Annotated in this window: 23 protein-coding genes; 12 read left to right on the forward strand and 11 right to left on the reverse strand. The window is 59.1% G+C overall.

Going from position 1 to position 23,057, the window contains the following annotated elements; all coding sequences use genetic code 11:
- Nucleotides 1–22: 22 nt before the first annotated feature.
- Complete coding sequence (yegQ, locus tag GH769_RS06270; protein ID WP_032903782.1) at nt 23–1,336, reverse strand: tRNA 5-hydroxyuridine modification protein YegQ; 1,314 nt, start codon at nt 1,334–1,336, stop codon at nt 23–25.
- 171 nt (nt 1,337–1,507) lie between these two features.
- Here yegQ and GH769_RS06275 point away from each other — a divergent pair, with 171 nt between their 5' ends.
- Nucleotides 1,508–2,575: an AI-2E family transporter gene (locus GH769_RS06275; protein WP_019818663.1), complete on the forward strand. Its 1,068-nt coding sequence runs from the start codon at nt 1,508–1,510 to the stop codon at nt 2,573–2,575.
- 3 nt (nt 2,576–2,578) lie between these two features.
- On the opposite strand, the gene GH769_RS06280 is transcribed toward GH769_RS06275, so the two are convergent.
- From GH769_RS06280 to GH769_RS06290, 3 genes are all read right to left on the reverse strand, one after another.
- Nucleotides 2,579–2,761 (reverse strand): hypothetical protein, encoded by a 183-nt coding sequence (locus GH769_RS06280; RefSeq protein ID WP_032903784.1) that lies wholly within the window; start codon nt 2,759–2,761, stop codon nt 2,579–2,581.
- Between the two features lie 91 nt (nt 2,762–2,852).
- Entirely contained in the window at nt 2,853–3,047 is a 195-nt protein-coding gene (locus tag GH769_RS06285; protein WP_014717949.1) for a hypothetical protein, read from the reverse strand.
- 233 nt (nt 3,048–3,280) lie between these two features.
- Complete coding sequence (locus tag GH769_RS06290) at nt 3,281–3,655, reverse strand: hypothetical protein (protein WP_019818659.1); 375 nt, start codon at nt 3,653–3,655, stop codon at nt 3,281–3,283.
- Nucleotides 3,656–3,811: 156 nt separating this feature from the next.
- Between GH769_RS06290 and GH769_RS06295 the strand changes: the two genes are divergently transcribed.
- Entirely contained in the window at nt 3,812–4,630 is an 819-nt protein-coding gene (locus GH769_RS06295) for a shikimate 5-dehydrogenase (RefSeq protein WP_014717950.1), read from the forward strand.
- Nucleotides 4,631–4,929: 299 nt separating this feature from the next.
- Here the strand turns inward: GH769_RS06295 and GH769_RS06300 are convergent, their stop codons facing one another.
- The 3 genes from GH769_RS06300 to GH769_RS06310 all read right to left on the reverse strand — a co-directional run bounded on the left by GH769_RS06300 (nt 4,930) and on the right by GH769_RS06310 (nt 7,111).
- The gene (locus tag GH769_RS06300; RefSeq protein ID WP_020300743.1) at nt 4,930–5,793 is read right to left on the reverse strand and encodes an IS3 family transposase; all 864 of its coding nucleotides are present in this window, start codon (nt 5,791–5,793) and stop codon (nt 4,930–4,932) included.
- Nucleotides 5,790–6,083 (reverse strand): transposase, encoded by a 294-nt coding sequence (locus GH769_RS06305; RefSeq protein WP_153649497.1) that lies wholly within the window; start codon nt 6,081–6,083, stop codon nt 5,790–5,792. Before GH769_RS06305 ends, GH769_RS06300 begins: the two co-directional genes overlap by 4 nt.
- Nucleotides 6,084–6,460: 377 nt before the next feature.
- Entirely contained in the window at nt 6,461–7,111 is a 651-nt protein-coding gene (locus GH769_RS06310) for a YceH family protein (RefSeq protein ID WP_032903698.1), read from the reverse strand.
- Nucleotides 7,112–7,228: 117 nt separating this feature from the next.
- On the opposite strand from GH769_RS06310, the gene GH769_RS06315 reads away from it, so the two are divergent.
- Together GH769_RS06315 and GH769_RS06320 are read left to right on the forward strand one after the other, a co-directional pair.
- Nucleotides 7,229–7,738: a DUF1993 family protein gene (locus GH769_RS06315; protein WP_014717952.1), complete on the forward strand. Its 510-nt coding sequence runs from the start codon at nt 7,229–7,231 to the stop codon at nt 7,736–7,738.
- Between the two features lie 180 nt (nt 7,739–7,918).
- Nucleotides 7,919–11,179, forward strand: a complete 3,261-nt coding sequence (locus GH769_RS06320; RefSeq protein ID WP_032903696.1) for a hypothetical protein — start codon at nt 7,919–7,921, stop codon at nt 11,177–11,179.
- A gap of 71 nt (nt 11,180–11,250) precedes the next feature.
- On the opposite strand, the gene sstT is transcribed toward GH769_RS06320, so the two are convergent.
- Entirely contained in the window at nt 11,251–12,471 is a 1,221-nt protein-coding gene (gene sstT, locus GH769_RS06325) for a serine/threonine transporter SstT (protein WP_014717954.1), read from the reverse strand.
- Between the two features lie 241 nt (nt 12,472–12,712).
- On the opposite strand from sstT, the gene GH769_RS06330 reads away from it, so the two are divergent.
- Nucleotides 12,713–13,867: an MFS transporter gene (locus GH769_RS06330; RefSeq protein WP_020302054.1), complete on the forward strand. Its 1,155-nt coding sequence runs from the start codon at nt 12,713–12,715 to the stop codon at nt 13,865–13,867.
- A gap of 4 nt (nt 13,868–13,871) precedes the next feature.
- Here the strand turns inward: GH769_RS06330 and nhaR are convergent, their stop codons facing one another.
- Nucleotides 13,872–14,774 carry a transcriptional activator NhaR gene (nhaR, locus tag GH769_RS06335; RefSeq protein ID WP_014717956.1) on the reverse strand — a complete coding sequence of 301 codons (903 nt, stop codon included), beginning with the start codon at nt 14,772–14,774 and terminating at the stop codon, nt 13,872–13,874.
- 134 nt (nt 14,775–14,908) lie between these two features.
- On the opposite strand from nhaR, the gene GH769_RS06340 reads away from it, so the two are divergent.
- The 4 genes from GH769_RS06340 (at nt 14,909) to mnmH (ending at nt 18,172) form a co-directional block, all read left to right on the forward strand.
- Nucleotides 14,909–15,160 carry a hypothetical protein gene (locus GH769_RS06340; RefSeq protein ID WP_014717957.1) on the forward strand — a complete coding sequence of 84 codons (252 nt, stop codon included), beginning with the start codon at nt 14,909–14,911 and terminating at the stop codon, nt 15,158–15,160.
- A gap of 31 nt (nt 15,161–15,191) precedes the next feature.
- Nucleotides 15,192–15,941, forward strand: a complete 750-nt coding sequence (locus tag GH769_RS06345) for a TerC family protein (protein WP_014717958.1) — start codon at nt 15,192–15,194, stop codon at nt 15,939–15,941.
- A gap of 93 nt (nt 15,942–16,034) precedes the next feature.
- A complete protein-coding gene (gene selD, locus GH769_RS06350; RefSeq protein ID WP_020302053.1) occupies nt 16,035–17,069 on the forward strand; it encodes a selenide, water dikinase SelD in 1,035 nt (344 codons plus the stop codon).
- Nucleotides 17,069–18,172 carry a tRNA 2-selenouridine(34) synthase MnmH gene (mnmH, locus tag GH769_RS06355; protein WP_032903694.1) on the forward strand — a complete coding sequence of 368 codons (1,104 nt, stop codon included), beginning with the start codon at nt 17,069–17,071 and terminating at the stop codon, nt 18,170–18,172. Before selD ends, mnmH begins: the two co-directional genes overlap by 1 nt.
- 109 nt (nt 18,173–18,281) lie before the next feature.
- On the opposite strand, the gene GH769_RS06360 is transcribed toward mnmH, so the two are convergent.
- Together GH769_RS06360 and GH769_RS06365 are read right to left on the reverse strand one after the other, a co-directional pair.
- Complete coding sequence (locus tag GH769_RS06360; RefSeq protein WP_032903692.1) at nt 18,282–19,337, reverse strand: permease; 1,056 nt, start codon at nt 19,335–19,337, stop codon at nt 18,282–18,284.
- Nucleotides 19,338–19,395: 58 nt separating this feature from the next.
- Nucleotides 19,396–20,097: a hypothetical protein gene (locus GH769_RS06365; RefSeq protein WP_019817513.1), complete on the reverse strand. Its 702-nt coding sequence runs from the start codon at nt 20,095–20,097 to the stop codon at nt 19,396–19,398.
- Nucleotides 20,098–20,348: 251 nt separating this feature from the next.
- Here GH769_RS06365 and GH769_RS06370 point away from each other — a divergent pair, with 251 nt between their 5' ends.
- The 3 genes from GH769_RS06370 (at nt 20,349) to hemB (ending at nt 22,984) form a co-directional block, all read left to right on the forward strand.
- Nucleotides 20,349–21,047 (forward strand): glutathione S-transferase N-terminal domain-containing protein, encoded by a 699-nt coding sequence (locus GH769_RS06370; RefSeq protein ID WP_019817512.1) that lies wholly within the window; start codon nt 20,349–20,351, stop codon nt 21,045–21,047.
- Between the two features lie 3 nt (nt 21,048–21,050).
- Nucleotides 21,051–21,893 (forward strand): PhzF family phenazine biosynthesis protein, encoded by an 843-nt coding sequence (locus GH769_RS06375; protein ID WP_014717964.1) that lies wholly within the window; start codon nt 21,051–21,053, stop codon nt 21,891–21,893.
- Nucleotides 21,894–22,009: 116 nt separating this feature from the next.
- Nucleotides 22,010–22,984 carry a porphobilinogen synthase gene (hemB, locus tag GH769_RS06380; protein ID WP_019817510.1) on the forward strand — a complete coding sequence of 325 codons (975 nt, stop codon included), beginning with the start codon at nt 22,010–22,012 and terminating at the stop codon, nt 22,982–22,984.
- Nucleotides 22,985–23,057: the final 73 nt, after the last annotated feature.

Raw genomic sequence — 23,057 nt, forward strand, 5'->3', positions numbered from 1 at the left:
TCCATTCAACCCATGGCAGGGTTTAAACGTCGCGCATCAGCAGGCCAAAGCGCAGGTCCATCTGCGCCGGAATCGGCACATACACCGTATGCCCGTCCCCCGGCGCCACCTCAATGCTTTCGCCCTTGGCGTTATGCAGGCTCGGCAAGTCAAAATGAAAATTGCCCGCGGGCGTCATCAACTCCAGGTGGTCGCCCAGCGCAAAGCGGTTCTTGACCTTCACCTCGGCCAACGCGCCACGGCGCTCGCCGGTCAGCTCCCCGACAAACTGCTGGCGCTCGGAAACCGAGCTGCCGTTCTGGTAGTTCTGGTATTCATCGTGCACGTGGCGGCGCAGAAAACCTTCGGTGTAGCCACGCTGGGCCAGGGACTCGAGGTTGGTCATCAAGCCGCGGTCAAATGCACGCCCGGCCACTGCGTCATCGATGGCCTGGCGGTAGACCTGGGTGGTGCGCGCGCAGTAAAAGTGGGACTTGGTGCGGCCTTCGATCTTCAACGAATGCACGCCCATCTGTGCCAGGCGTTCCACATGCTGCACGGCCCGCAGGTCCTTGGCGTTCATGATGTAGGTGCCGTGTTCGTCTTCGAAGGCGGGCATGGGTTCATCGGGGCGATTGGCTTCCTGTAGCAGGAACACCTGATCGGTGGGCGTGCCGATCCCTAATGTGGGTTGATATTCATGGACGATATCGCCAGTGGCATTCTCCACTGCCGGCGTGGCCTGGTATTTCCAGCGGCAGGCATTGGTGCAGGTGCCCTGGTTGGCATCGCGCTTGTTCATGTAGCCCGACAGCAGGCACCGCCCGGAATAGGCCATGCACAAGGCGCCATGTACAAACACCTCCAACTCCATCGCCGGCACTTGCTGGCGGATTTCGCCGATCTCTTCCAGGGACAGCTCCCGCGACAGAATCACCCTGCAAATACCCTGTTGCTGCCAGAACGCCACGCTGGCCCAATTCACCGTATTGGCCTGTACCGACAGGTGAATCGGCATCTGCGGGAAGTGCTGGCGCACCAGCATGATCAACCCCGGGTCGGACATGATCAGCGCATCCGGGCCCATGGCGATCACCGGCGCCAGGTCCTTGAGGAAGGTCTTGAGCTTGGCGTTGTGGGGCGCAATGTTCACCACCACGTAGAAACGCTTGCCCTGGTCATGGGCTTCCTGGATGCCGAGGGCCAGGTTGGCGTGGTCGAATTCGTTGTTGCGCACCCGCAGGCTGTAGCGCGGCTGGCCGGCATAGACCGCGTCGGCACCGTAGGCGAAGGCGTAGCGCATGTTTTTCAGGGTGCCGGCAGGGGCGAGCAGTTCGGGGGCAATCATCGAGGGCATGGCTGTAGGTCGCAAAAGGCGCGAGGGTAGTGCAGGGCCGGGCGCCGTTCATTGATCCACGTCTACACATGGCGATCTATGCTTGTTCGATAAACAAGGGCACTCCCACGTTTGGCTGCGGACTAAGCAACAGGGCCGCCATCGGCCCTGTTTTTCTGACATGGACCGGACATGAATCAAACCAACCTGCAATTCAAAACCCTGTTGCTGCTACTGGCCTTGGTCACCGTGGCTTTTATCTGGATATTGCTGCCGTTCTACGGCGCGGTGTTCTGGGCCGTGATCCTGGGCATTATCTTTGCGCCGATGCAGCGCCGCCTGCAGCAGCGTTTTAGCTGGAACCGCAACCTGACCTCCCTGACCACCTTGATGGTGTGCCTGGTGATCGCGATTCTGCCGGTGATCATCACCAGTGCTTTGCTGGTGCAAGAGGGGGCCACGCTCTACAAAAACATCGAGAGCGGCAAACTCGACGTAGCGGGTTATATCGAGCAATTCAAGAACGTCCTACCACCGTATTTCCAGCAGTTGCTCGACCGTTTTGGCATGGGCAACCTCGAAGGGCTGCGGGAAAAGGTCGTCAAGGGCGCGATGCAGGGCAGTCAGTTCTTTGCCTCCCAGGCGTTCAGCTTCGGCCAGGGGACGTTTGATTTCCTGGTGAGCTTTTTCATCATGCTGTACCTGCTGTTTTTCCTGCTGCGCGATGGCCCGGAACTGGTACGCAAAGTGCGCACAGCCGTACCGTTGGCCGAGCCGCAAAAGCGTCGCCTGCAGCTCAAGTTCAACCGCGTGGTGCGCGCCACGGTCAAGGGCAACGTGCTGGTGGCTGTGACCCAAGGTGCGCTGGGAGGTTTGATCTTCTGGTTCCTGGACATCCCCAGTGCCTTGCTCTGGGCCGTGCTGATGGCGTTCCTGTCGCTATTGCCAGCGGTGGGTGCCGGGCTGGTCTGGGGGCCGGTGGCGGTTTACTTCCTGTTGAGCGGTTCGATCTGGCAGGGCGTGGTGCTGGGGCTGTTCGGGGTGTTCGTGATTGGCCTGGTGGACAACGTACTGCGCCCGATCCTGGTGGGCAAGGACACCAAGATGCCGGACTACCTGATCCTGATCTCGACCTTGGGTGGCCTGTCGGTGTTCGGCCTTAACGGCTTTGTCATCGGGCCGCTGGTGGCGGCGTTGTTCATGTCGTGCTGGGCGTTGTTCGTCGAAACCAAGCCGCGGGTCAAGTTGCCGCTGCCATAGCGTTCAGGCTTCTAGGCTGAAGTCGGTTGCCATTCGGCGTTGTGTTTCGGCATCCGATAACGAAGTGAGCGGGCCGCTGATCGGCTCGCCATCGCGCACCACATACCAGCAGGCGAGCAAGCCCAGTTTGCGCAGAGGGGCGGGGACGGCGCTACCGATGACAGACATGATTTGAACAGTGGGCATAAGTACCTCCAAACGTTATGGAGGTCACCTTACGGTTTGCCGGTGCTTGGGAAAAATCACCTGGCTCGATAGTCGACATCAATGCCAGGCGTTAATCCACCACCTGGTCGAGCATGTTCACCACTTCGTGCTCACTGAGCAGGCCCTTGCGCACCAGGTTTTCGGCCAGCAATGCCAGGAACTTGGCGCTGCGATGGCCTTCAAGGTGCTTGAGTTCAGTCAAAGCGTTATAGACCTTGCTGGAGGTGCACAGGCCGGCGGTGCGGTGCGGGTTTTGCGTGGGCATGGTCAATCGTCCTTAATTGTTATTGGCTGGACTGGGTCGATAGTGCGACTGTTTTGTGACGCAAACATGACAGCGCAGCCCGCCATCGATCAAGAGGATATTCGACGCTCATGATGTGGGATTGGCGCTCGTGCGTTGTTCTCACAGCGACATCGGCAGGATAAATCCGGACTTTTCAGGCAAAAAAAGGCCCCGCGTGTGGGCGAGGCCTGTGCCTGTCAATGGATTAAAACTTACCAACCATGGCGGTAGTAGCCGTGGGGCGGGCCGTAGTAGCCGCGAGGTGGCCCATAATAACCGCGCGGTGGGCCGTAATAGACGGGCGCCGGGCGGTAGTAAACCTGCTGTTGCACATACACTGGTGGCGGTGGCGCGTAGTAGACCGGCGGCGGCGCGGCATACACCGGCTGCGGCTGCACATACACCGGTTGTTGCACGTACACCTCACGCGGCTGGCTGGCAACCACAGAGCCGACTACCGCTGCGCCGACAAGCGCACCGAACACGGCCGGGCCACCCCAACCACCACCGTGGGCGGAAGCTTGGCCGGCCATTGCGAGTGCGCCGATAAGCAAGGCGATCCTGGGAAGTTTACGCATGATGGTCATTCCTCAATTAGCCCCTGCGCTTGTGGTCTGCAATCAATAGACTCAAGGATTGTCGCGGGGATACTTTTAAGACAACGTATTTCGAGAAAACAGCACGGCCAATGAGTAAAGGTTGTGTAAGGTCTGTACCGATTTGCTTACTTCAAGGAGTTATCCATGCAGATGCACCCCAACAAGGACACCCAACTGTGCATGTCACTGTCGGCGCGCCCTGGGAACTTTGGCCTGCGTTTTCATAACCACCTGTATGAACAACTGGGTCTGAATTTTTACTATAAAGCCTTCAGCAGCCAGGACCTGCCCGGCGCGATCGGCGGTATCCGCGCCCTGGGTGTGCGCGGTTGCGGGGTGTCCATGCCGTTCAAGGAGGCTGCCATTGCCTTGGTGGACGAACTCGACGATTCGGTTCAAGCCATCGACTCCCTGAACACCATCGTCAACACCAACGGCCACCTCAAGGCTTACAACACCGACTACATCGCCATCGAGCAACTGTTGAAAAAACACGCGGTACCCAAGGACTCCAGCTTCGCCCTGCGCGGCAGCGGCGGCATGGCCAAGGCGGTCGCCAGTGCCTTGCGTGACGGGGGGTACGCCAATGGCGTGATCGTGGCACGTAATGAGGTGGCGGGCCAGGCATTGGCCAGGAACCTGGGGTACGCGTGGCAGGCGGATCTGGGCAGCCTGCGGCCACAGATGCTGATCAACGTGACGCCCATTGGCATGACCGGCGGTGCGGAAGCGGATGCGTTGGCGTTTGACGCCGAGGCAATCGATCAGGCCGAGACGGTCTTCGATGTGGTGGCGATCCCAGCGGAAACGCCGTTGATCGTGCGTGGCCGTGCCCAGGGCAAGCGGGTGATTACCGGGCTGGAAGTGATCGCTATCCAGGCGTTGGAGCAGTTTGTGCTTTATACCGGTGTGCGGCCTACGCAGGAGCAGTTCGAGGCAGCGGTGGCCTTCGCCCGCAGCTAAAGCCTTACGCACAACCATTCGGTGATCTAACTGACGCGCACGCGATCCAACTGTGGGAGCTGGCTCGCCTGCGATGGCGGCCTGCCAGGCGACGGCTATCTACCTGACACCCCACGATCCAACTGTGGGAGCTGGCTTGCCTGCGAAGACGGCCTCACAGTCGACGCCGTAATACCCAGTACATATCCATTCCTGCGGTAACGGCTACTTAGGGTTCCGCTTTTACAGCGGCTCACTTTTGAAAAGAGCCCAAAAGTAAGCATGGGCCTGTCCCCCGGCAGCGTACGCCATGAAGCTGGTTATCCAGTCTTCTGCCTCAAGCTCTTTGCATATTCGTTCGGAGAACGATACCCCAGAGCTGAGTGCAGTCGGCTGCTGTTGTAAAACCCATGCACATAGCTGGCGATCGATAGCTGTGCCTGTTTTTTGGTGGGGTAGACTCCAAAAGCCTCCTCTCTTTTCAGCGTAGCGAAAAAACTCTCCGCCACTGCGTTATCCCAGCAATTTCCCTTTCGACTCATGCTCTGTTTGAAGTCCTTCTTAGCTAACGCTAGACGGAACTTACTGCTTGCGTACTGACGGCCCTGATCGGAGTGAAATACTGCTCCGCTAGTGCCAGAACAGGCGCTCCAGGCATTCAGAAACGCACTTTCCACCAGGCCATCTGGCATGCGGTCTGACAAGCTGTAGCCCAAGATCTGGCGGGTCTGGATGCTCAACACTACGGCCAGATACAGCCAACCCTCTCTGGTTGGGAGATAGGTGATATCACTGACCCAAGTCGGAGTGGGGTTATCGATGGCAAACTGCCGCGCCACCACATTGTTCGCGACCGGCAAGTAATGGTTGCTGTCAGTGGTACAGGGCCTGAAACCGCGTTTGGACTTGCCGTGAATACCCTCCTCCTGCATCAACCGGCTGACTCGCTTGTGGCCCACTGCATACGATTTCTGGCGTAAGGCTGCGACCAACCGTGGCCGACCGTAGGTGTGTCGACTGGCCGCATAGACGCTGCGCAACTCAATGCGAATCTGAGCGTCAGGATCAGGGCGAGGCTGCCTGTGCGTGTAATCGTAGAAACCTGAAGTTGAGACTTCCATCACCCGGCACAACATACGTACCGGGTATTGAGTCCGTTCAGCAGCGACGAAGGCGTATCTCACCTGGACTCTCTGGCGAAGAATACCGCCGCCGTTTTTAGGATTTCACGCTCCATTTTTAGCTCGGCAACCTCGGCTCGCAGGCGGGCAAGCTCGCTGTCCTCCTTAGTGATGGGCTTGCGCTCGGGCGAGCTCAACGGTTGACCCTTGCGCGTGGCGTTCACCCAGTTATCGAGCGTTTTGACGGACATCTCTAGCTGGCGGGCAGCTTCGGTTCTGCCAACGCTTTCAGCTAACGCAACCGCTTGAGTCTTGAACTCATCGGTGTAGTTACGGCGAGTGGATGGATACATGGCAACCTCCAAGAGAACGATTTAAGTATCGCTTCTTGGCGTCCGTTGTCACGGGACAGGCCCAGCAAAAGGCTCTTGCCCCACCACTCGGCACCTCGCCTAGGCTCGGTGTGCCCGAACGCAGGCTTGAATCCGTGGGCCGCCGCCACGCGCCATCCATGGCGCGGGGCGGCTAACCCGGCGTCCTGCCGGGTTACCCACGAATTAAAGCCTGCGTTCGGCCAGCGTGGTTTAACGGGGCGCCTAAGATCAAAAGCAGAGCAAGATCAAGAGCGGCTCGCTTCGCATCGTAGTTACCGTTGGCTGCTGCAACCTACAAAGTTGTGTCGATACCAATGGCTATCGCAGGCAAGCCAGCTCCCACATGTTTATCTGCGTTATACCTGTTCCAGCTGCGTCAGCCGTTCTTCCAGTGCGGCAATCCGCGCTTCCAGCTCTTCAATGCGCTCCACCGAAACAGCCCCTGCGCTACGCTCTACCGGATTCCCCCGCGCGGTCATAATCGCTTCAATATCTGCCGGGTCCCCCAGTGCATGGGTATACCGGTCTTCCCGCTGCCCCGCCTGACGCGGCACGAGCAGCGCCAGTCCTCGTGCAATCAGGCGCTCGAGCTGATGCACAACCTGTTCGGCATCCTCAAAGTCATGCATACGCCCACTGCGGGTGAGCAACTCATTGACGGTCTGCGGCCCCCGCAGGAACAGCAGCCCGGTCAGGATCACCTGGGCCGGCACCAGTTCCAGGGCCTTGTCCACACGGTGCTCCCAGCGGTCGGCGCGGCTGCCCATCACCAGGCGCGTGAAGCCTTGGCCTTCGAGCGCGCGCAGGCTCTGGCCGACCTGGCCTTGGCTGAGGTTCATCACCGGCTCGCGGCTGGTCTTCTGGTTGCAGGCCAGCACCAGGGCGTTGAGGGTGAGGGGGTAGGTTTCCGGGTTGGTCGCCTGTTTTTCGATCAGGCAGCCCAGGATGCGGATTTCCGTGCTGTTCAGGCGCGGCTCAGGGGTGTCGGTGTCGTGCTCGGCGGTCATCGCGCTTTCCCTATGCAGTGAAGCTCACCAGCGTAATCCTCAAAAAATAAAAGACAAGCACCGGGCATGGCTATAATCGCCGCTGGTTCCAACCCTGCCATTATCAGTGAGACTGACATGACCATTTCCCTGTACGCCGCTTCTATCCCAGTCTTCAAGCAAATGCTCAACGCGTTGAGCGATGTGCTGAACAAAGCCGAAGCCCACGCCAGCGCCAAGAACATCGAGCCCAACGCCTTGCTGCAAGCGCGCCTGTTCCCGGACATGTTCCCGTTGGTGCGCCAGGTGCAGATCGCCGTGGACTTCGCCAAAGGTGTGTCGGCACGCCTGGCCGAGATCGAAGTACCGAAGTACGAAGACAACGAAGTCACCTTTGCCGACCTGCAAGCACTGATCGCCAAGGTCCTGGCCTTCGTCGACACCATCAAGCCCGAGCAGATCGACGGCAAGGAAGGTATCGAAATCATCACCCGCCCAGGCACGCCGAAAGAGAAGCGCTTCAGCGGCCAGTCCTACCTGCTGACCTACGGCCTGCCGCAGTTCTTCTTCCACATCACTACCGCTTATGCCTTGCTGCGTCATAACGGTGTGGAAGTGGGCAAGCGTGATTACATGGGCGCGTTCTAAACTCACGCTTCAATAAAAAACCGGGGCTTGTTCTGAAATGAACGGCCTCGGTTTTTTTTTTGCAGGATATTCTTTTCACCAATGCTTTGTTACATATCTTGATGCAACCAATATTCAGTAAATCTCACTCAGGAGTGCCTATTAAACTTTCAACCGAAGAACCTGGAGACCACAAACTAAATGCAGCTTTCCTCCTCTGCGTTAACGTCGACAACCCATAACGCTTATTTCGAAGATACACGCAATACCTCCGTCAGCCAGGATTCGTCTTCACGTTCGTTTGCGACGAGCCGGACCCGTCGAGAGGCTCCCGGTAACGAAGCGGTTCTATCAACTTCTGACCGTGCTCAAGCCGACAGTGAATTGGCCGCCCGTTATGCAGAAGCCCTGGAGAGTCGAGCCCGTGATGAGCACACTATTATTCCGAATATTCCAGACGCGTCGTCTCTCGGCCAATGGCGTACACAGTTGCGTAATACATTTGAAGACCCGTATCTTGCTTATGTGCTGAAGAGGCAGGGTTTGGACCCGACCACCATGGAGATCGCCCCAGACGGGACGCTGAGCGTTAAAGAAAAAAATGGAGCAATTGCCCGATTTACTTTAAAAGACCACCCTCGCTGGGCGTTATACGCAGGGCCAATTCTGGCCGCATTGAAAGCCTATGCTCCCGACGGGATAAGCTACTCGGCGGTGCGCGCCGAAAGTGTACCGCTCAAGTTGATCGCCCAGTTTTATGGAGAGACGATACATAACGATTCAACCGAGGATCGAGCACGAGCTCAAGCGTTGCAAAAAAACAACGCATTTGCGACGTCGGGCGTTGGTCAAGCGCGTTCTGAAGAAACCCTGATGTTACAAAAACAACAACTTGCCGATAGACGCGATCTGCAAGCCTTCCAAGATGCCCTGGTCGAAGCTAATGCTAAGGTAGGCAAGTATCTGGATCAACAAGAGCGCTTGCATCAGAGTAACCTCTCTTTTCGCCCTGGCTTCCAGCCTCCCTATGATCGTGAAGCCGGATTTCTATCCTACCTGCAATCGCAACTGTTCACGATTGGCCCTGAATCTGGTTTCCACTTGGATAACCAACCAATGGCCGGACGACAAGTGAACCTCTTGCAGTTCATGACGGCCAATGGCTGGAAACATCCGGTTAATACAGAAGAAATGCGACAAATTGGCCTCAGTTTAGCAGAGCTCCAGTACCCACAACGGCGTCAGGATTTGGGCGGCGGACTAGCGTGGCCAACGCCGCTCGATACGACGCAACAGCAGGCGATCTACGATGCTGTTTCCTATAACGCGATGGGGCTACCCGAATTCGACCAGTTGAAATTGAGCCAAAACGCGTTCGGGTATCTGACACAAACCATCCAATGGTCCGAAGCAGAATTGAAAGATCCCCGACAAGCGATCTTGAGGCTTTTGCAAAGCCCGGCTGCGCAGTCCTTGGGCGAAGCCTTGCGCGATAAGTTCGAGGGGGTCGGCAGTGTTGAGGACTGGGTACTTTCGGCTCTCCAGATAGGCCTCAATCAGGATGCGTTATGGAAACCGGGCGAAAAGAACAAGGTGGCCGGGTTTGATCTGTCGGCGCGCGAGAACTGGGGAAAACCGCTGTCATTTGTTCTGAAGGGGCTCACTGATCATCTGAGCAAGTCATACGGCGGTAACGCTCCTGTTGCGGCCTATCTGCCGTTGTCGCACCACGCTCCGGAATTACTGGTCAAAGATGTCCCGGATCATGTGACTTACGGCTCACCGGGTTGGGTCAGTTTGAAATCGATCGTTGCCAAAGCTGAAATGCGCTCTCCAGGTGTGGCGGCGACTAAAACATATGAGCAGTTGCTCAAAGACGACTTGAGGCCCATAGACGATGCCGGGATACAAGTGGAAGCGTTGGCGGCGCGAGAGGGGTTGATTCATTGGGCAGTGGCGGATGGGGCCATCGAAAAACGGGAGGATAACAATTATACGGATGAAGAAATTGAACGTGCCGGCGTCCTCGCCAACGAGCGCTTCGAGTTATTGACAACGGCTTCAGAAGCGCAACGCACGATATTACATAGTCGCTCGGAGTTAGGGCTCAGTATATTGAGGGCCCGTTTTCCCGAGGAAACCTATGGGAAAATAGACTTCGAGAAAAAAACAATCTATCCCACCGAGAAACACCGCGACTTAAAAGGCCCCTATTCGATATTGGATATCTATTCCGCCCCGCAGCAACATGTCAGATGGTTTTCCAATGATCCCGCTGTTCCGATTGAAAAAATAGCGGCTGACGTTCACGAGATGGGATCTTTAAACGAAGCGTTCGAATCACATGTCTTGGAGTATTTCGACGGATTTAAAGACGCCATGAGCGTGAATGTTAAACATCAGATGTCTTTGCTGCCTCAGGAGGATCAGGAGGCACTGCAGCACGGCGCGTTGAAAATCTATGGGGAGGAAAAAGTCACCCAAACCATTACATCGGCAGGTTACAAGATTCAATACGATGTTTCGGAGACTGAAGAAGTTAAAAGTAGCTCTGTATTTCTTGAGACGCTGCATAAAGGCAAGAAACGGATTTACGAATTCAATCCCGCGACGGGCGGGCTGCAGCATCGCGCAGATTTAGCGGAGGGGCTCAAGACAGGGCTGCAAGGCGAGTGGAGCCCCGTTGCTACGAATAAACCCAAGGTCAGAGTTCGATCCAACACCAAAATCAGTGAAATTAATGCCAATGATTCGGCAGAACGTAAAGAGCGAGAATCAAAGCTTCAAACTTCATCTCCTACCCAAGCCTTCAGTTCGCAGCGAACGCAGCATATAGCAGACGCAGTCACACGCCATTTTTTCAGGGCCGACGAACGTGAAACGGTGGTCAACGCGGCCAGAGGTGTCACCACGTTCGACACTGAAGTGACTGAGTTCGAAAAAATCCAGGCGGTGACCCGTGCACTGATACCGGGAGCGTCGGCGCTTCACAGTTTTCAGCAGGGTAGGGTTGGTGAAGGGCTGAAATTCCTTGCATTTGACGTGTTTGGTTTTGTTGTCGCAGGTGCAGGCGCCGTCGGAAAAATTTCAAAGATCGCGAAGGTAGGTGGGCAGCTAGGGCGCGGAGGTGTTACAGGCAGGCTGGGGCGGGCATTTATAAGCGCCGCCAACCCCTTTGCAGGCGGGGCGGCCATCGGGACTAGAGGCCTGACAGCGTTTTCTTCGGTAGTGGGCAAATTAAGCCTTGGCTGGAAAAGCGTTGCGGCTAACATTAGTGTTAATAGGGTTTTTCAGCACAAGCCGAAAAATGTAATGGTTGGCACTTCTGCGGGCGAGGACGCGACAAAGATTATCGCTCAGCTAGATTCCGTCAGCGGTAAATGGTACCGATTCAATCCGCAAACAAACGAGCGATACGGGATGCCCCTTCAGGGATTCACTGCCGCCACTTCGCCATCTTGATGGATATTCGTCCGACATGAAAAACGCCCGAGTCGGTTCAGGAGTGAACGGCTCGGGCTTTTTTTGCTCAATCAGGCGGTCTGATCTTCTTTACCCAGGCACGCCGCCGCAGTAAACAACACATCGGTAGATGAGTTGAGTGCCGTTTCGGCCGAATCCTGCAGTACGCCGATGATGAAACCAACGGCGACAACCTGCATGGCGATTTCACTTGGAATACCAAACAGGCTGCACGCCAGCGGGATCAGCAGCAGCGAGCCGCCCGCCACGCCGGAAGCCCCACAGGCGCAAATGGCCGCGACCACGCTGAGCAGCACGGCGGTTGGCAGGTCCACGGTAATCCCGAGAGTGTGCACAGCCGCCAGGGTCAGCACGGTGATAGTGATGGCGGCGCCGGCCATGTTGATGGTGGCACCGAGGGGGATCGACACCGAGTAGGTGTCTTCATGCAGGCCCAGGCGTTTGCTCAACGCCAGGTTGACCGGAATGTTCGCTGCCGAGCTGCGCGTGAAGAAGGCGGTGATCCCGCTTTCACGCAGGCACATCAGCACCAGCGGGTACGGGTTGCGGCGCAGTTTCCAGAACACGATGGCCGGGTTGATCACCAACGCCACGAAAAGCATGCAGCCGATCAGCACCACCAGCAGATGGGCATAGCCGAGCAGGGCACCGAAACCCGAGGTGGCCAGGGTGGAGGCCACCAGGCCAAAGATGCCCAGCGGGGCGAAGCGGATCACCACGCGTACGATCAGGGTGACGCCGTTGGACAAGTCGTCCAATACCGTACGGGTGGTTTCACCGGCATGGCGAATGGCGATGCCCATGCCAATGGCCCAGGCCAGAATGCCGATGAAGTTGGCGTTCATCAGCGCACTGACCGGGTTATCCACCACGCTGAGCAACAGGCTTTGCAGCACCTCGCCGATACCGCCGGGGGCGCTTACCGTGGCGTCATGGGTGACCAGTACCAAGGCAGACGGGAACAACATACTGGCGACCACTGCAACCACGGCGGCGGAAAAAGTGCCGAGCAGGTACAGAAACAGGATCGGGCGGATGTGAGTTTCCTGACCGTGCTTGTGGTTGGCAATCGAGGCCATGACCAGCACAAACACCAGGATCGGCGCGACAGCCTTCAGCGCCGTGACAAATACCTTGCCGATAAAACCGGTGGCGCGCGCGGCCTCGGGGAACAGCAAGGCCAACACGATCCCGGCAATCAGGCCGATGACAATTTGGGTGACCAGGCTGACGCGCATTAAACGTTGCAACAGGGAAGGGGCAGCAGTCATAAAGAGTTGTCTCTAGTTTTTTTAGTAGGGCACAGCATTGCAGGCAGAAAGCACTGTAGGAAGCAGGCGCGAAGTCTAGCATGCTGTAGGACGCGTCTCGTTCGCTGCGGCATTCCGTCACCCGTTTCAGTCGGGCTTGGTCAGATCCGCACATGTTCTGTTAAGCTTCATCCCTCTCATCTTTCCTATCCGTCAGCGGGCCCCTCGGGCTGTCGTTGATGTCGTTGTTTCTGGAGTTTTCATGTTGTTTCCTATCCTGCTGCTGTCAGCCGCCGGTTTTACCGTGCTGACCACAGAATTCGTCATCGTCGGCCTGTTGCCCTCGATTGCTCGGGACCTGAACGTCAGTGTGTCCCAGGCCGGGCTGCTGGTGACCTTGTTCGCGTTCACCGTGGCCGCGTTCGGCCCGTTCCTCACAGCCTACTGCGCACGCTTCCCACGCAAGCGTCTGTTCATCAGCATCTTGATCATGTTTGCAGCGGCCAATACGGTGGCGGCACTGGCGCCGAATATTTGGGTAATGGCCCTGGCCCGTTTGATCCCAGCCCTGGGCTTGCCCGTGTTCTGGGCCCTGGCCAGCGAAACGGCGGTTGACATTGTCGGCCCTGAGTTCGCCGGGCGTGCGATTGAAAAAATCGGCTTTGGCATTGTTTGCGCCACCGTATTTGGTATTCCGGTGGGCACGCTGATTTCCGATATGTTCGGCTGGCGCACCGCGTTCGCCGTGCTCGCGGTGATTGCCCTGGCCAAGGCATTGCTGCTGTATGTCTACCTGCCGGTTACCCCGGCCAAGCACCAGCAGGCCAGCTTGCGCTCGCAATTCAAGATCCTGCGCAGCCCCGTGATGCAGGGGCATATCCTGCTGTCGATCCTGGTGTTCAGTGGCATGTTCACCGCCTATACCTACTTGGCAGATATCCTTGAGCGCCTGGCCGGGTTCGACGGCACGCTGGTGGGCTGGTGCCTGATGGGCTTTGGCGCGGTCGGGCTGATCGGTAACTCCCTGGGCGGACGTGCCGTGGATCGTCATCCGTTGATTGCGTCCATGGTGTTCTGCGGGTTCATGATCGCGGGCATGGTGGCGGTGGTGCCGGCGATTCACTCGACCATCGGCCTGGCCGCGGCGATGGCGGTGTGGGGCGTGACCCAGGCGGCGATGTTCCTGGTCAGCCATGTGCGCTTGATGAAGGCCGCGCCCCATGCACCGGCGTTTGCCGCGTCGCTGAATATCGCCGGCGCCAACCTCGGCATTGGCCTGGGCGCGATGGTGGGCGGGCATGTCATCGACACCCTGGGCCTGGGCAGCCTGGGGTTTGCCGCTTCGGGGTTTATCCTGGTGTCGATCCTGCTCGCACTGTGGCTGATGACCGCCAAACCCACGGCGCTCAATGCCTGAGCGATCAGGGCAGGGCGGTAAACAACTCCCGCCGGGCACCCTCGGTAATTGCCACAATGCCGGGGTGCTTGACCTTGCGCTCCACTGAGATTGCATAAAACGACTCGGTCACTGCATCGGTCTGGCCGATCAGCGCTACGCCGTATTGGCGCACCACCTCGTCGGCGATCACGCTGGGCGCGATAAAAATTCCGCTGCCGGATTGCCCGAAGGCCTGCATCAAAGCGCTGTCGTCGAACTCGCCGATGATGCGGGGTTGAATCTGCTGTTCGGCAAACCAGCGCTGCAAACGGCTGCGCACCACGGTCTCAGCGCCCGGGATCAGCAGCGGTGCGCCCTGCAAACACTGTGGGAAATCCCCCCCATGCTGGTCAGCCAACGTCTGGGTGGCGAAAAAACTGATGCCGCATTCTCCCAGCTTCTGGCTGTAGCCCTTGATGTCCAAGTGCGTGGGCATGGGGCTGTCGGAAATCACCAGGTCCAGGCGCTGGATCGCCAGGTCGGCCAGTAAACGTTCGAGTTTGTCTTCACGGCAGGTGATGCGGATCGGTTCGCTCAACTCCATGGTCGGCGCGATCAACCGGTACACGATGGATTTGGGCACCACATCCGCCACCCCAACGCGGAATGGGATCTGCTGTTCGTCGGGCTGGGCGCGCAGCATCGCCTCCAGTTCATTGCCGGTCTGGAACATCTGCTCAGCGTAGGGCAGCGCCTGGCGCCCGGCTTCGGTCAGTTCAAGCTGGCGCCCGACCCGCTGAAACAGGGCAATACCGAAGGTCTGCTCCAACAGGCTGATCTGCCCGCTGATGGTCTGCGGCGTGAGGTTCAACTGCTCACAGGCGCGCACGATGCTGCCGGTCTTGGCCACCACCCAGAAGTAATGCAGCTGTCGATAATTGAGCATGCTCGCTTACACTTCGCAAAAACCGAAGTATACGCGAGAAAAATACGAATTTTACTGAACTGTTCGCCTGCATAGAATGCCTCGCTATCGAGGGGCCACTACTTGGACCCAAGGGTTCTAACGAGGAATACATCATGAAACTCAATTCCCTGGGCGCGGCGTCGTTGCTTGCGCTTTCATTGATAGGGGTCAGCGGCTGTGATCAAGTCGAGAAAAGCGCGCAACAGGTGTTAGGCAAAGCCACCGAGTCGGCCAAGCAGGCGATCGACGACACCCACAAGGCCGCCGAGCAGGCATTGAGTGAAGCAACCCAGGGCTTGATCAGCCCTGAGAAGCAGGAAAAAGACGCCGAAAACGCTGCTGAATCCGACACCAAAGAAACCTAATTCCCCAGCACTACCACGTCAGGACTGACCTATGGATTACCTTCTACAACTGGCCGCCAGCCCCACCGCCTGGGTCGCACTGGCTACCTTGATCGTCATGGAAATCGTGCTGGGCATCGATAACCTGATCTTTATCTCGATCCTTACCAATAAACTGCCGGAGAAGCACCGGGCCAAGGCGCGGCGCATTGGTATCAGCATGGCGTTGATATTGCGCCTGGGCCTGTTGAGCACCATCGCGTTCATCGTGCAATTGACGACACCGGTGTTCGAAGTGTTCGGCCAGGCGTTCTCGTGGAAGGACATGATCCTGATCGCCGGCGGCCTGTTCCTGGTGTGGAAGGCAACCACCGAGATCCATCACAGCATGGACCCGGAGCCTGAAGAGAAGGCAACTGTCAGCAACACCGTGACCATCGGTTTTGCCGCCGCCATCGGCCAGATCCTGATGCTCGACCTGGTGTTCTCCATCGACAGCATCATCACCGCCGTGGGCATGACCGAGCACTTGCCGATCATGATCATTGCAGTGGTGGTCTCGGTGATCGTGATGCTGGTGGCCGCTGAGCCGTTGGCCAAGTTCATCAACGACAACCCGACCGTGGTGATGCTGGCCCTGGGCTTCTTGATCATGATCGGCATGACGCTGATCGCCGAAGGCTTCGGCGCCCACGTACCAAAAGGCTACGTGTATGCGGCCATGGCCTTCTCGGCGGCGATCGAATGCTTGAACATCGCCCGGCGTAACCGGCACGCACGTTTGCTCGCTGCGCGCCAGTAACCGCTGAACAAACAGGCCGGCTGTGTTCACGAGAGCCCAGCCGGCCTTTTGCTGTCTGCTAGAATCGGCCCACTTGATAGCTTGAGGTCCCCCATGAACGAGCCGATTCGCCTTACCCAGTACAGCCACGGTGCGGGTTGCGGTTGCAAGATTTCGCCCCAGGTGCTGGAAGTGATCCTTGCGGGCAGCGGTGCACAGAACCTCGACCCCAACCTGTGGGTGGGCAATGCCTCCCGCGACGATGCGGCGGTATACGCCATCGACGACGAGCGCGGCGTGGTGTCCACCACGGACTTTTTCATGCCGATTGTCGACGACCCGTTCGACTTCGGCCGCATTGCCGCCACCAATGCCATCAGCGATATCTACGCCATGGGCGGCGATCCCTTGATGGCCATCGCCATTCTCGGCTGGCCGGTCAACGTGCTGGCGCCGGAGATTGCCCGCGAAGTGATTCGTGGCGGTCGGGCGGTGTGCGACGCGGCGGGCATCCCGCTTGCGGGCGGGCATTCCATCGACGCGCCGGAGCCGATCTTCGGTCTGGCCGTGACCGGCATTGTGCAAAAGCGCCATATGAAGCGTAACGACACGGCCACCGCCGGTTGCCGCCTGTACCTGACCAAGCCCCTGGGCATCGGCATCCTCACCACCGCCGAGAAGAAGGGCAAGCTGCGCGAGGCGGATATCGGCCTGGCGCGTGACTGGATGTGCACTCTCAACAAGCCGGGCAGCCGTTTCGGCAAGTTGGCCGGCGTGACGGCCATGACCGATGTCACCGGTTTCGGCCTGCTCGGCCACCTGGTGGAAATGGCCGACGGCAGTGGCCTGACGGCCCGCATCGATTATGCAAAGGTTCCGCGCCTGCCAGGGGTGGAGTATTACCTGGACCAGGGCTGTGTGCCGGGTGGCACCTTGCGCAACTTTGAAAGCTACGCCAGCAAGCTGGGGCGTGTGCAGGAACTGCACAAGCGCGTGCTGTGCGACCCCCAGACCAGCGGCGGCCTGCTGATCGCCGTTACCCCGGAGGGTGATGCCGAGTTCCACGCCGTCGCCGCCGAGCTGGGCCTGGCCCTTGAGCCTATCGGTGAACTGCTGGAGCGACAGACCAACGCGGTTGAGGTGATTTGATGGCGACGGACATCACCGATTACCGCGACATTTTCCTCAACGACCGCCCGATGATGGATACCCGCGCGCCGGTCGAATTCACCAAGGGCGCGTTCCCCGGGGTGATCAACCTGCCGCTGATGACCGACGACGAGCGCCAGCGGGTCGGCACCTGTTACAAGCAGCAAGGCCAGCAAGCGGCGATCGTGCTGGGGCATGAGTTGGTGTCCGGGGCGATCAAGGCCGAGCGCATCGAACAGTGGGCGCAGTTTGCCCAGGCTAACCCCAATGGCTACATTTACTGCTTTCGGGGCGGCCTGCGTTCGCAGATCGTGCAGCAATGGTTGAAAACCGAAGCGGGCATCGAATATCCCCGCGTGGGCGGTGGCTACAAGGCCATGCGCACCTTCCTGCTGGAGACCCTGGAGCAGGCGACTGCCCAGTGTGATTTCGTACTGCTGGGCGGCATGACCGGCACCGGCAAGACCGAAGTGCTCGGCCAACTGCGCAATGCGCTGGATTTGGAAGGGCACGCCAACCATCGCGGTTCCAGCTTCGGCAAGCGTGCTACGGCGCAACCGTCCAATATCGACTTCGAGAACCGCCTGGCGGTGGACCTGTTGAAGAAGCGCGCGACGGGCATTGACCAGTTCGTGGTCGAGGACGAGAGCCGCATGATCGGCAGCTGTGCGCTGCCGCTGCCATTGCACAAGGGCATGCAGACGTTTCCGATGGTGTGGCTGGAAGACAGCGTCGAGGGCCGTGTCGAGCGCATCCTGAAGGATTACGTGGTGGACCTGTGCGCCGAGTTCATTGAGGTTTTTGGGGAAACCGGCCAGCGATTATTTGCCGAGCGCCTGACCCAAAGCCTGGCCAATATTCACAAGCGACTGGGCGGCGAGCGTTTCCAGCGGTTGCAGGCGGTGTTGCAGGATGCCCTGGCCGAACAGGCACGCAGCGGCGCAGTGGAGTTGCATCGGGTATGGATTGAAGGCTTGTTGCGTGAGTATTACGACCCGATGTATGCGTTCCAGCGCGAAAGCAAGGGCGCGCGTATCGAGTTTGCCGGGGAGCAGGGTGCAGTGGTGGAGTATTTGCGCGAGCGGGCGGCCCGGGTGGGGTGACCTTTGGGACGCCATCGCAGGCAAGCCAGCTTCCACCTTTTGAAGTGTGAATACATACAAAGGTGGGAGCTGGCTTGCCTGCGATGAGGCCATCGGCCCCACTGAAAATCTAAAGAATTACCGCTCCAATCAACCCACACACCACCCCCACCAGCATGGTCAAGCCGGCCACCGTCACCAGCACCCGCGCATCGAAATCCTTGCGCAGCATCAACAGCGACGGCAGGCTCACGCTCGGCAGGGTCATCAGCAAGGCCACGGCCGGGCCGGTGCCCATGCCCAGGGCCATCATGGTTTGTACGATGGGAATCTCTGCCGCTGTCGGAATCACAAACAGCGTGCCCACAATCGCCAGCGGCACCAGCCACACCAGGCTGTCGGCCATCGCTCCGTCCACATGGGGAAACAACCAAACCCGTGCCGCGCCGAGGATCAGCACCGCCAGGATATAAACCGGGATAGTGCTCCAGAACAGCTGCCACAGCGTGCGTAACCAGCGGCTCAGGAACGGTTGCGACTCCACTGTGCTGACGTCGGCAACGGCTTCAAGTGCTGCTTCCGGCACCTGGTCCGGGCGCGCAATGCGCTGTGCCACCAGGGACACGCCCACCACCAGCACAATCCCCGCCACCAGCCGCAGCGCGGTGAAACCCCAGCCCAGCACAAAGCCCATGAACACCAGTGTGGCCGGGTTCAATACCGGGTTGGCAATCCAGAACGCCAGCGCCGCGCCGACCGACACTTGCTGGCGGCGCATGCCCGCCGCCACCGGGGCCGCGCAGCAGCTGCACATCATCCCCGGCAGGGCGAACAGCCCTCCGCGCAAGGTCGAGCCCAGCCCGGCGCGGCCAAACAGGCGCAGCAGCCAGTCGCGAGGGATCAATACCTGCAGCAATGAACCGAGGATCACTGCCAGTACGGCGGCTTTCCAGATGGCCAGGAAATACACCTGGGCATAGGCCAGCGCCGCCGCCAGGGGCGAGCTTTGCTGGTCATTGAGAATCGAGGCGCCAATGCTGTGGTTGTCGGCCGCTACAAACGCCTTGAGGTAGTAGGGCGACCACTTCACATAGTAGAGGCCGATGCAGGCCACCAGGAGAAACAGCGCAGGTTTGCACCAGAATGCCCAGCCGCGGTTGGGCTGGGTGGAAGCGAGGTTGGACATGGAGAGGATCCGCAGGTGAGTCGATAGCCCGGCATCATACGCCCCTGCGGCCCAAGCTTCAGATATCTGCGCTGACCTGGGTCGGGTCCGGGCAGTTTTCCCCGCCGTTATTCAGCCCTTGCTTGTAGTTGCGGCTGAGCAGCGAAGCCTTGCCGTTGTGCCAGGTCAATGTCAGCACGTACAGGGAGTCGTAGTCATTGCCAGACCAATCATCGGTAATGGTGTGTTTTTCGCCAGCGGCTTCGCTGGCGACTTTGTTGATCAGTTCCGGCAAGTAACCGTGGGACCAGGCCGTGTAGATGGTCGCGTTGCGGTACTTGTCCTCGACCAGTTCTTCGGCCAGGGCACTGGTGTCATTCGCTGAGAACTCGATATTCACCGGCAGGCCGAGCTTGATCGCGCTGGGGCTGATGGTGATCAGTGGGCGAATGTAGCTGTAGGAGTTATCCAGTTCGCCTTCCTCGACGTTGCGCGTCGGGTTGGCAGCGAACACATAGTTGGCTTTGCCGAACTTTTCCGGCAACAGGGTCGCCAGGTTCATGGCGCGGTTCAGGCCCTGGCAATTGAGTTGGCCCAGGCCACCGGCGGGTTTTTCACCATGGCGCAGGAATACCAGGGTTTGCACGCCATCGACCGGTTGCGCACGGCTTTCACGGGCGTCCAGGGCGGTGACGATAGCAGCGCTGACCAGCAGCAGCGGCAATACCATGTAGGAATAACGTTTGAGTCGTGGCACAAGGCGCAGAGGCTTGATCTTCATGATAGGTTCGAGTCTTCGTGCGTCGGGTTAAGGCGGACAAGCCCGGCCCCAGTGACGCATCAGCGTCCTGCGGTGTTCCCTGTCGATATAGCAAGCAGCCTCCATTCATTGTTCGGGCGCTCTTTAAGAGTGCATTCGGGCGCTTTGGTTCGCCCACGCGGGATACTAGCCGGCAAATGTTGCGCAACGATGACCCATGCACGGCGGCAGGCAGATGACTATGATGGTGCTTTCCGACCAGGGGGTTCTCGATGAACGCACTCGCCGCTTTCCCGATCAATAGCAAATGGCCCGCCCAGCACCCAGAACGCCTGCAGCTGTATTCGCTACCCACGCCCAACGGCGTCAAGGTGTCGATCATGCTCGAAGAACTGGGCCTGCCTTACGAGGCGCACAAGGTCAGCTTCGACACCCAGGACCAATTGTCTCCCGAGTTCCTGTCCCTGAACCCCAACAACAAGATCCCTGCGATTATCGACCCCAACGGCCCGAGCGGGCAGCCGCTGGCACTGTTCGAATCCGGCGCGATCCTCGTTTACCTGGCGGAAAAGACCAGCCAGTTGCTTTCCGAAGACCCGGCCACCCGCTATGAAACCCTGCAATGGTTGATGTTCCAGATGGGCGGCATTGGCCCGATGTTTGGCCAACTGGGGTTCTTCAACAAATTCGCCGGCAAGGCTTATGAGGACAAGCGCCCGCGTGATCGCTACGCCGCCGAATCGCGGCGCTTGCTGGGCGTGCTCGAAAAGCGCCTGTTGGGCCGCACCTGGATCATGGGCGACGAGTACAGCATCGCCGACATTGCGACCTTTCCGTGGGTTCGCAACCTGATCGGGTTCTACGAGTCCGGTGACCTGGTAGGCATCACCGATTTCCCTAACGTACTGCGCGCGCTGGACGGCTTTGTCGCACGTCCTGCGGTGATCCGTGGCCTGAACATTCCGAGCTGAAGCATGTCGACTTTCGATTTTCAACAACTGGATGTATTCAGCAGCGTGCCGCTCAAAGGCAACCCCTTGGCCGTGGTGCTCGGGGCCGATAGCTTCACCGACCAGCAGATGGCGGACTTTGCCAATTGGACCAACCTCAGCGAAACCACGTTTTTACTGACGCCGCGCGACCCACGTGCTGACTATCGGGTAAGAATCTTCACCACCCTCAAAGAGCTGCCGTTCGCCGGGCATCCGACCTTGGGCAGTTGCCACGCCTGGTTGCAGGCTGGCGGCGTGCCACGTGGGGAGGAGATTATCCAGGAGTGCGAAATCGGCTTGGTGCGTATTCGTCGCCAGGGTGACCAACTGGCGTTTATCGCGCCGCCATTGTTGCGTGCAGGGCCCGTGGAGGCGCCGTTGCTGGAGCGCGTGCGCCTGGCTTTGAAGCTGGCGCCCGAGGCGATTGTGCGCAGCCAGTGGGTCGACAATGGTGCGGGTTGGCTGGCGGTGATGCTGGCTGATCGTGACGCGGTGCTTGCGTTGCAACCGGACTATGCGCAACTGCTGGGTCTGGCCGTAGGGGTGATCGCCCCCTGTGATCCGACGCGTGATGCGGTGGACGCGCACTTTGAAGTGCGCGCTTTTGTCGCTGGCGATGGCGCCGCCGAAGACCCGGCCACCGGCAGCTTGAATGCCGGCGTGGCCCAATGGCTGCTCGCCGAGGGCCTGGCGCCCAGCCGTTACGTGGTCAGCCAAGGCACGGCGATTGGGCGAGCGGGGCGTATTCATATCGAGCGCCAGGGCGATGAAATCTGGGTGGGCGGCGCCGTAGCGTTGTGCATCGAAGGGCGTCTACAGCTTTAGATCAATGAATTGTTACGCACCCGGCAATACACTATTGGCCCCTCGGCATTTGTGTTGCCGGGACTTGGGGGCATAAGCTTTCGCCCCAAAGTGTTCAGCCATTTTTCAGGATTGCCATGACCAGCCAGTTCCCCCAAGCCCGTCCACGTCGCCTGCGCCGCTCCCCGGAATTGCGTGGCCTGTTCCAGGAAAGCGAATTCACCCTCAACGACTTGGTACTGCCGATTTTCGTCGAAGAAGAAATCGACGACTTCGTGCCCATCACCAGCATGCCGGGTGTGTTGCGCATTCCTGAGAAAAAACTCGCCGGTGAGATCGAGCGTTACGCCCGCGCCGGCATCAAGTCGGTGATGACCTTCGGTGTGTCCCACCACCTCGACGCCAGCGGCAGCGACACGTGGAAAGAACGCGGCCTGGTTTCGCGCATGTCCTCGATCATCAAGGACGCCGTGCCGGAAATGATCGTGATGTCCGACACCTGCTTCTGCGAATACACCGACCACGGTCACTGCGGCGTGATGCACGGTGCCCATGTCGACAACGACGCGACCCTGGTCAACCTCGGCAAACAAGCCGTGGCCGCCGCCCGCGCCGGCGCCGACGTGATCGCCCCGTCAGCGGCGATGGACGGCCAGGTCCAGGCCATCCGCCGCGCGCTGGATGACGCCGGCTTCACCCACATTCCGATCATGGCCTACTCCACCAAATTCGCCTCGGCCCTCTACGGCCCCTTCCGAGAAGCCGGCGGCAGCGCGCTCAAGGGCGACCGCAAAAGCTACCAGATGAACCCGATGAACCGCCGTGAAGCCGTGCGCGAATCGCTGCTGGACGAACAGGAAGGCGCTGATGCGCTGATGGTCAAGCCTGCCGGTGCCTACCTCGACATCATCCGCGACATCCGCGAAGCCTCGCGCCTGCCGGTGGCGGCGTACCAGGTGAGCGGTGAGTACGCGATGATCAAGTTCGGCGCACAGGCCGGGGCGATTGATGAGGATCGAGTGGTGCGCGAGACGTTGGGGTCGATCAAGCGGGCGGGGGCGGATTTGATATTTACGTATTTTGCGATGGATTTGGCGGTGGCGGGGATCTAAAGGAGCTGAGTACACCGGTGGCGAGCGAGCTTGCTCGCGTGGGGCTGCCTAGCAGCCCCGTATCTCGGCCAGG

It is taken from the genome of Pseudomonas sp. CFSAN084952 (assembly GCF_009648855.1).
GTDB lineage: Bacteria > Pseudomonadota > Gammaproteobacteria > Pseudomonadales > Pseudomonadaceae > Aquipseudomonas > Aquipseudomonas paracarnis.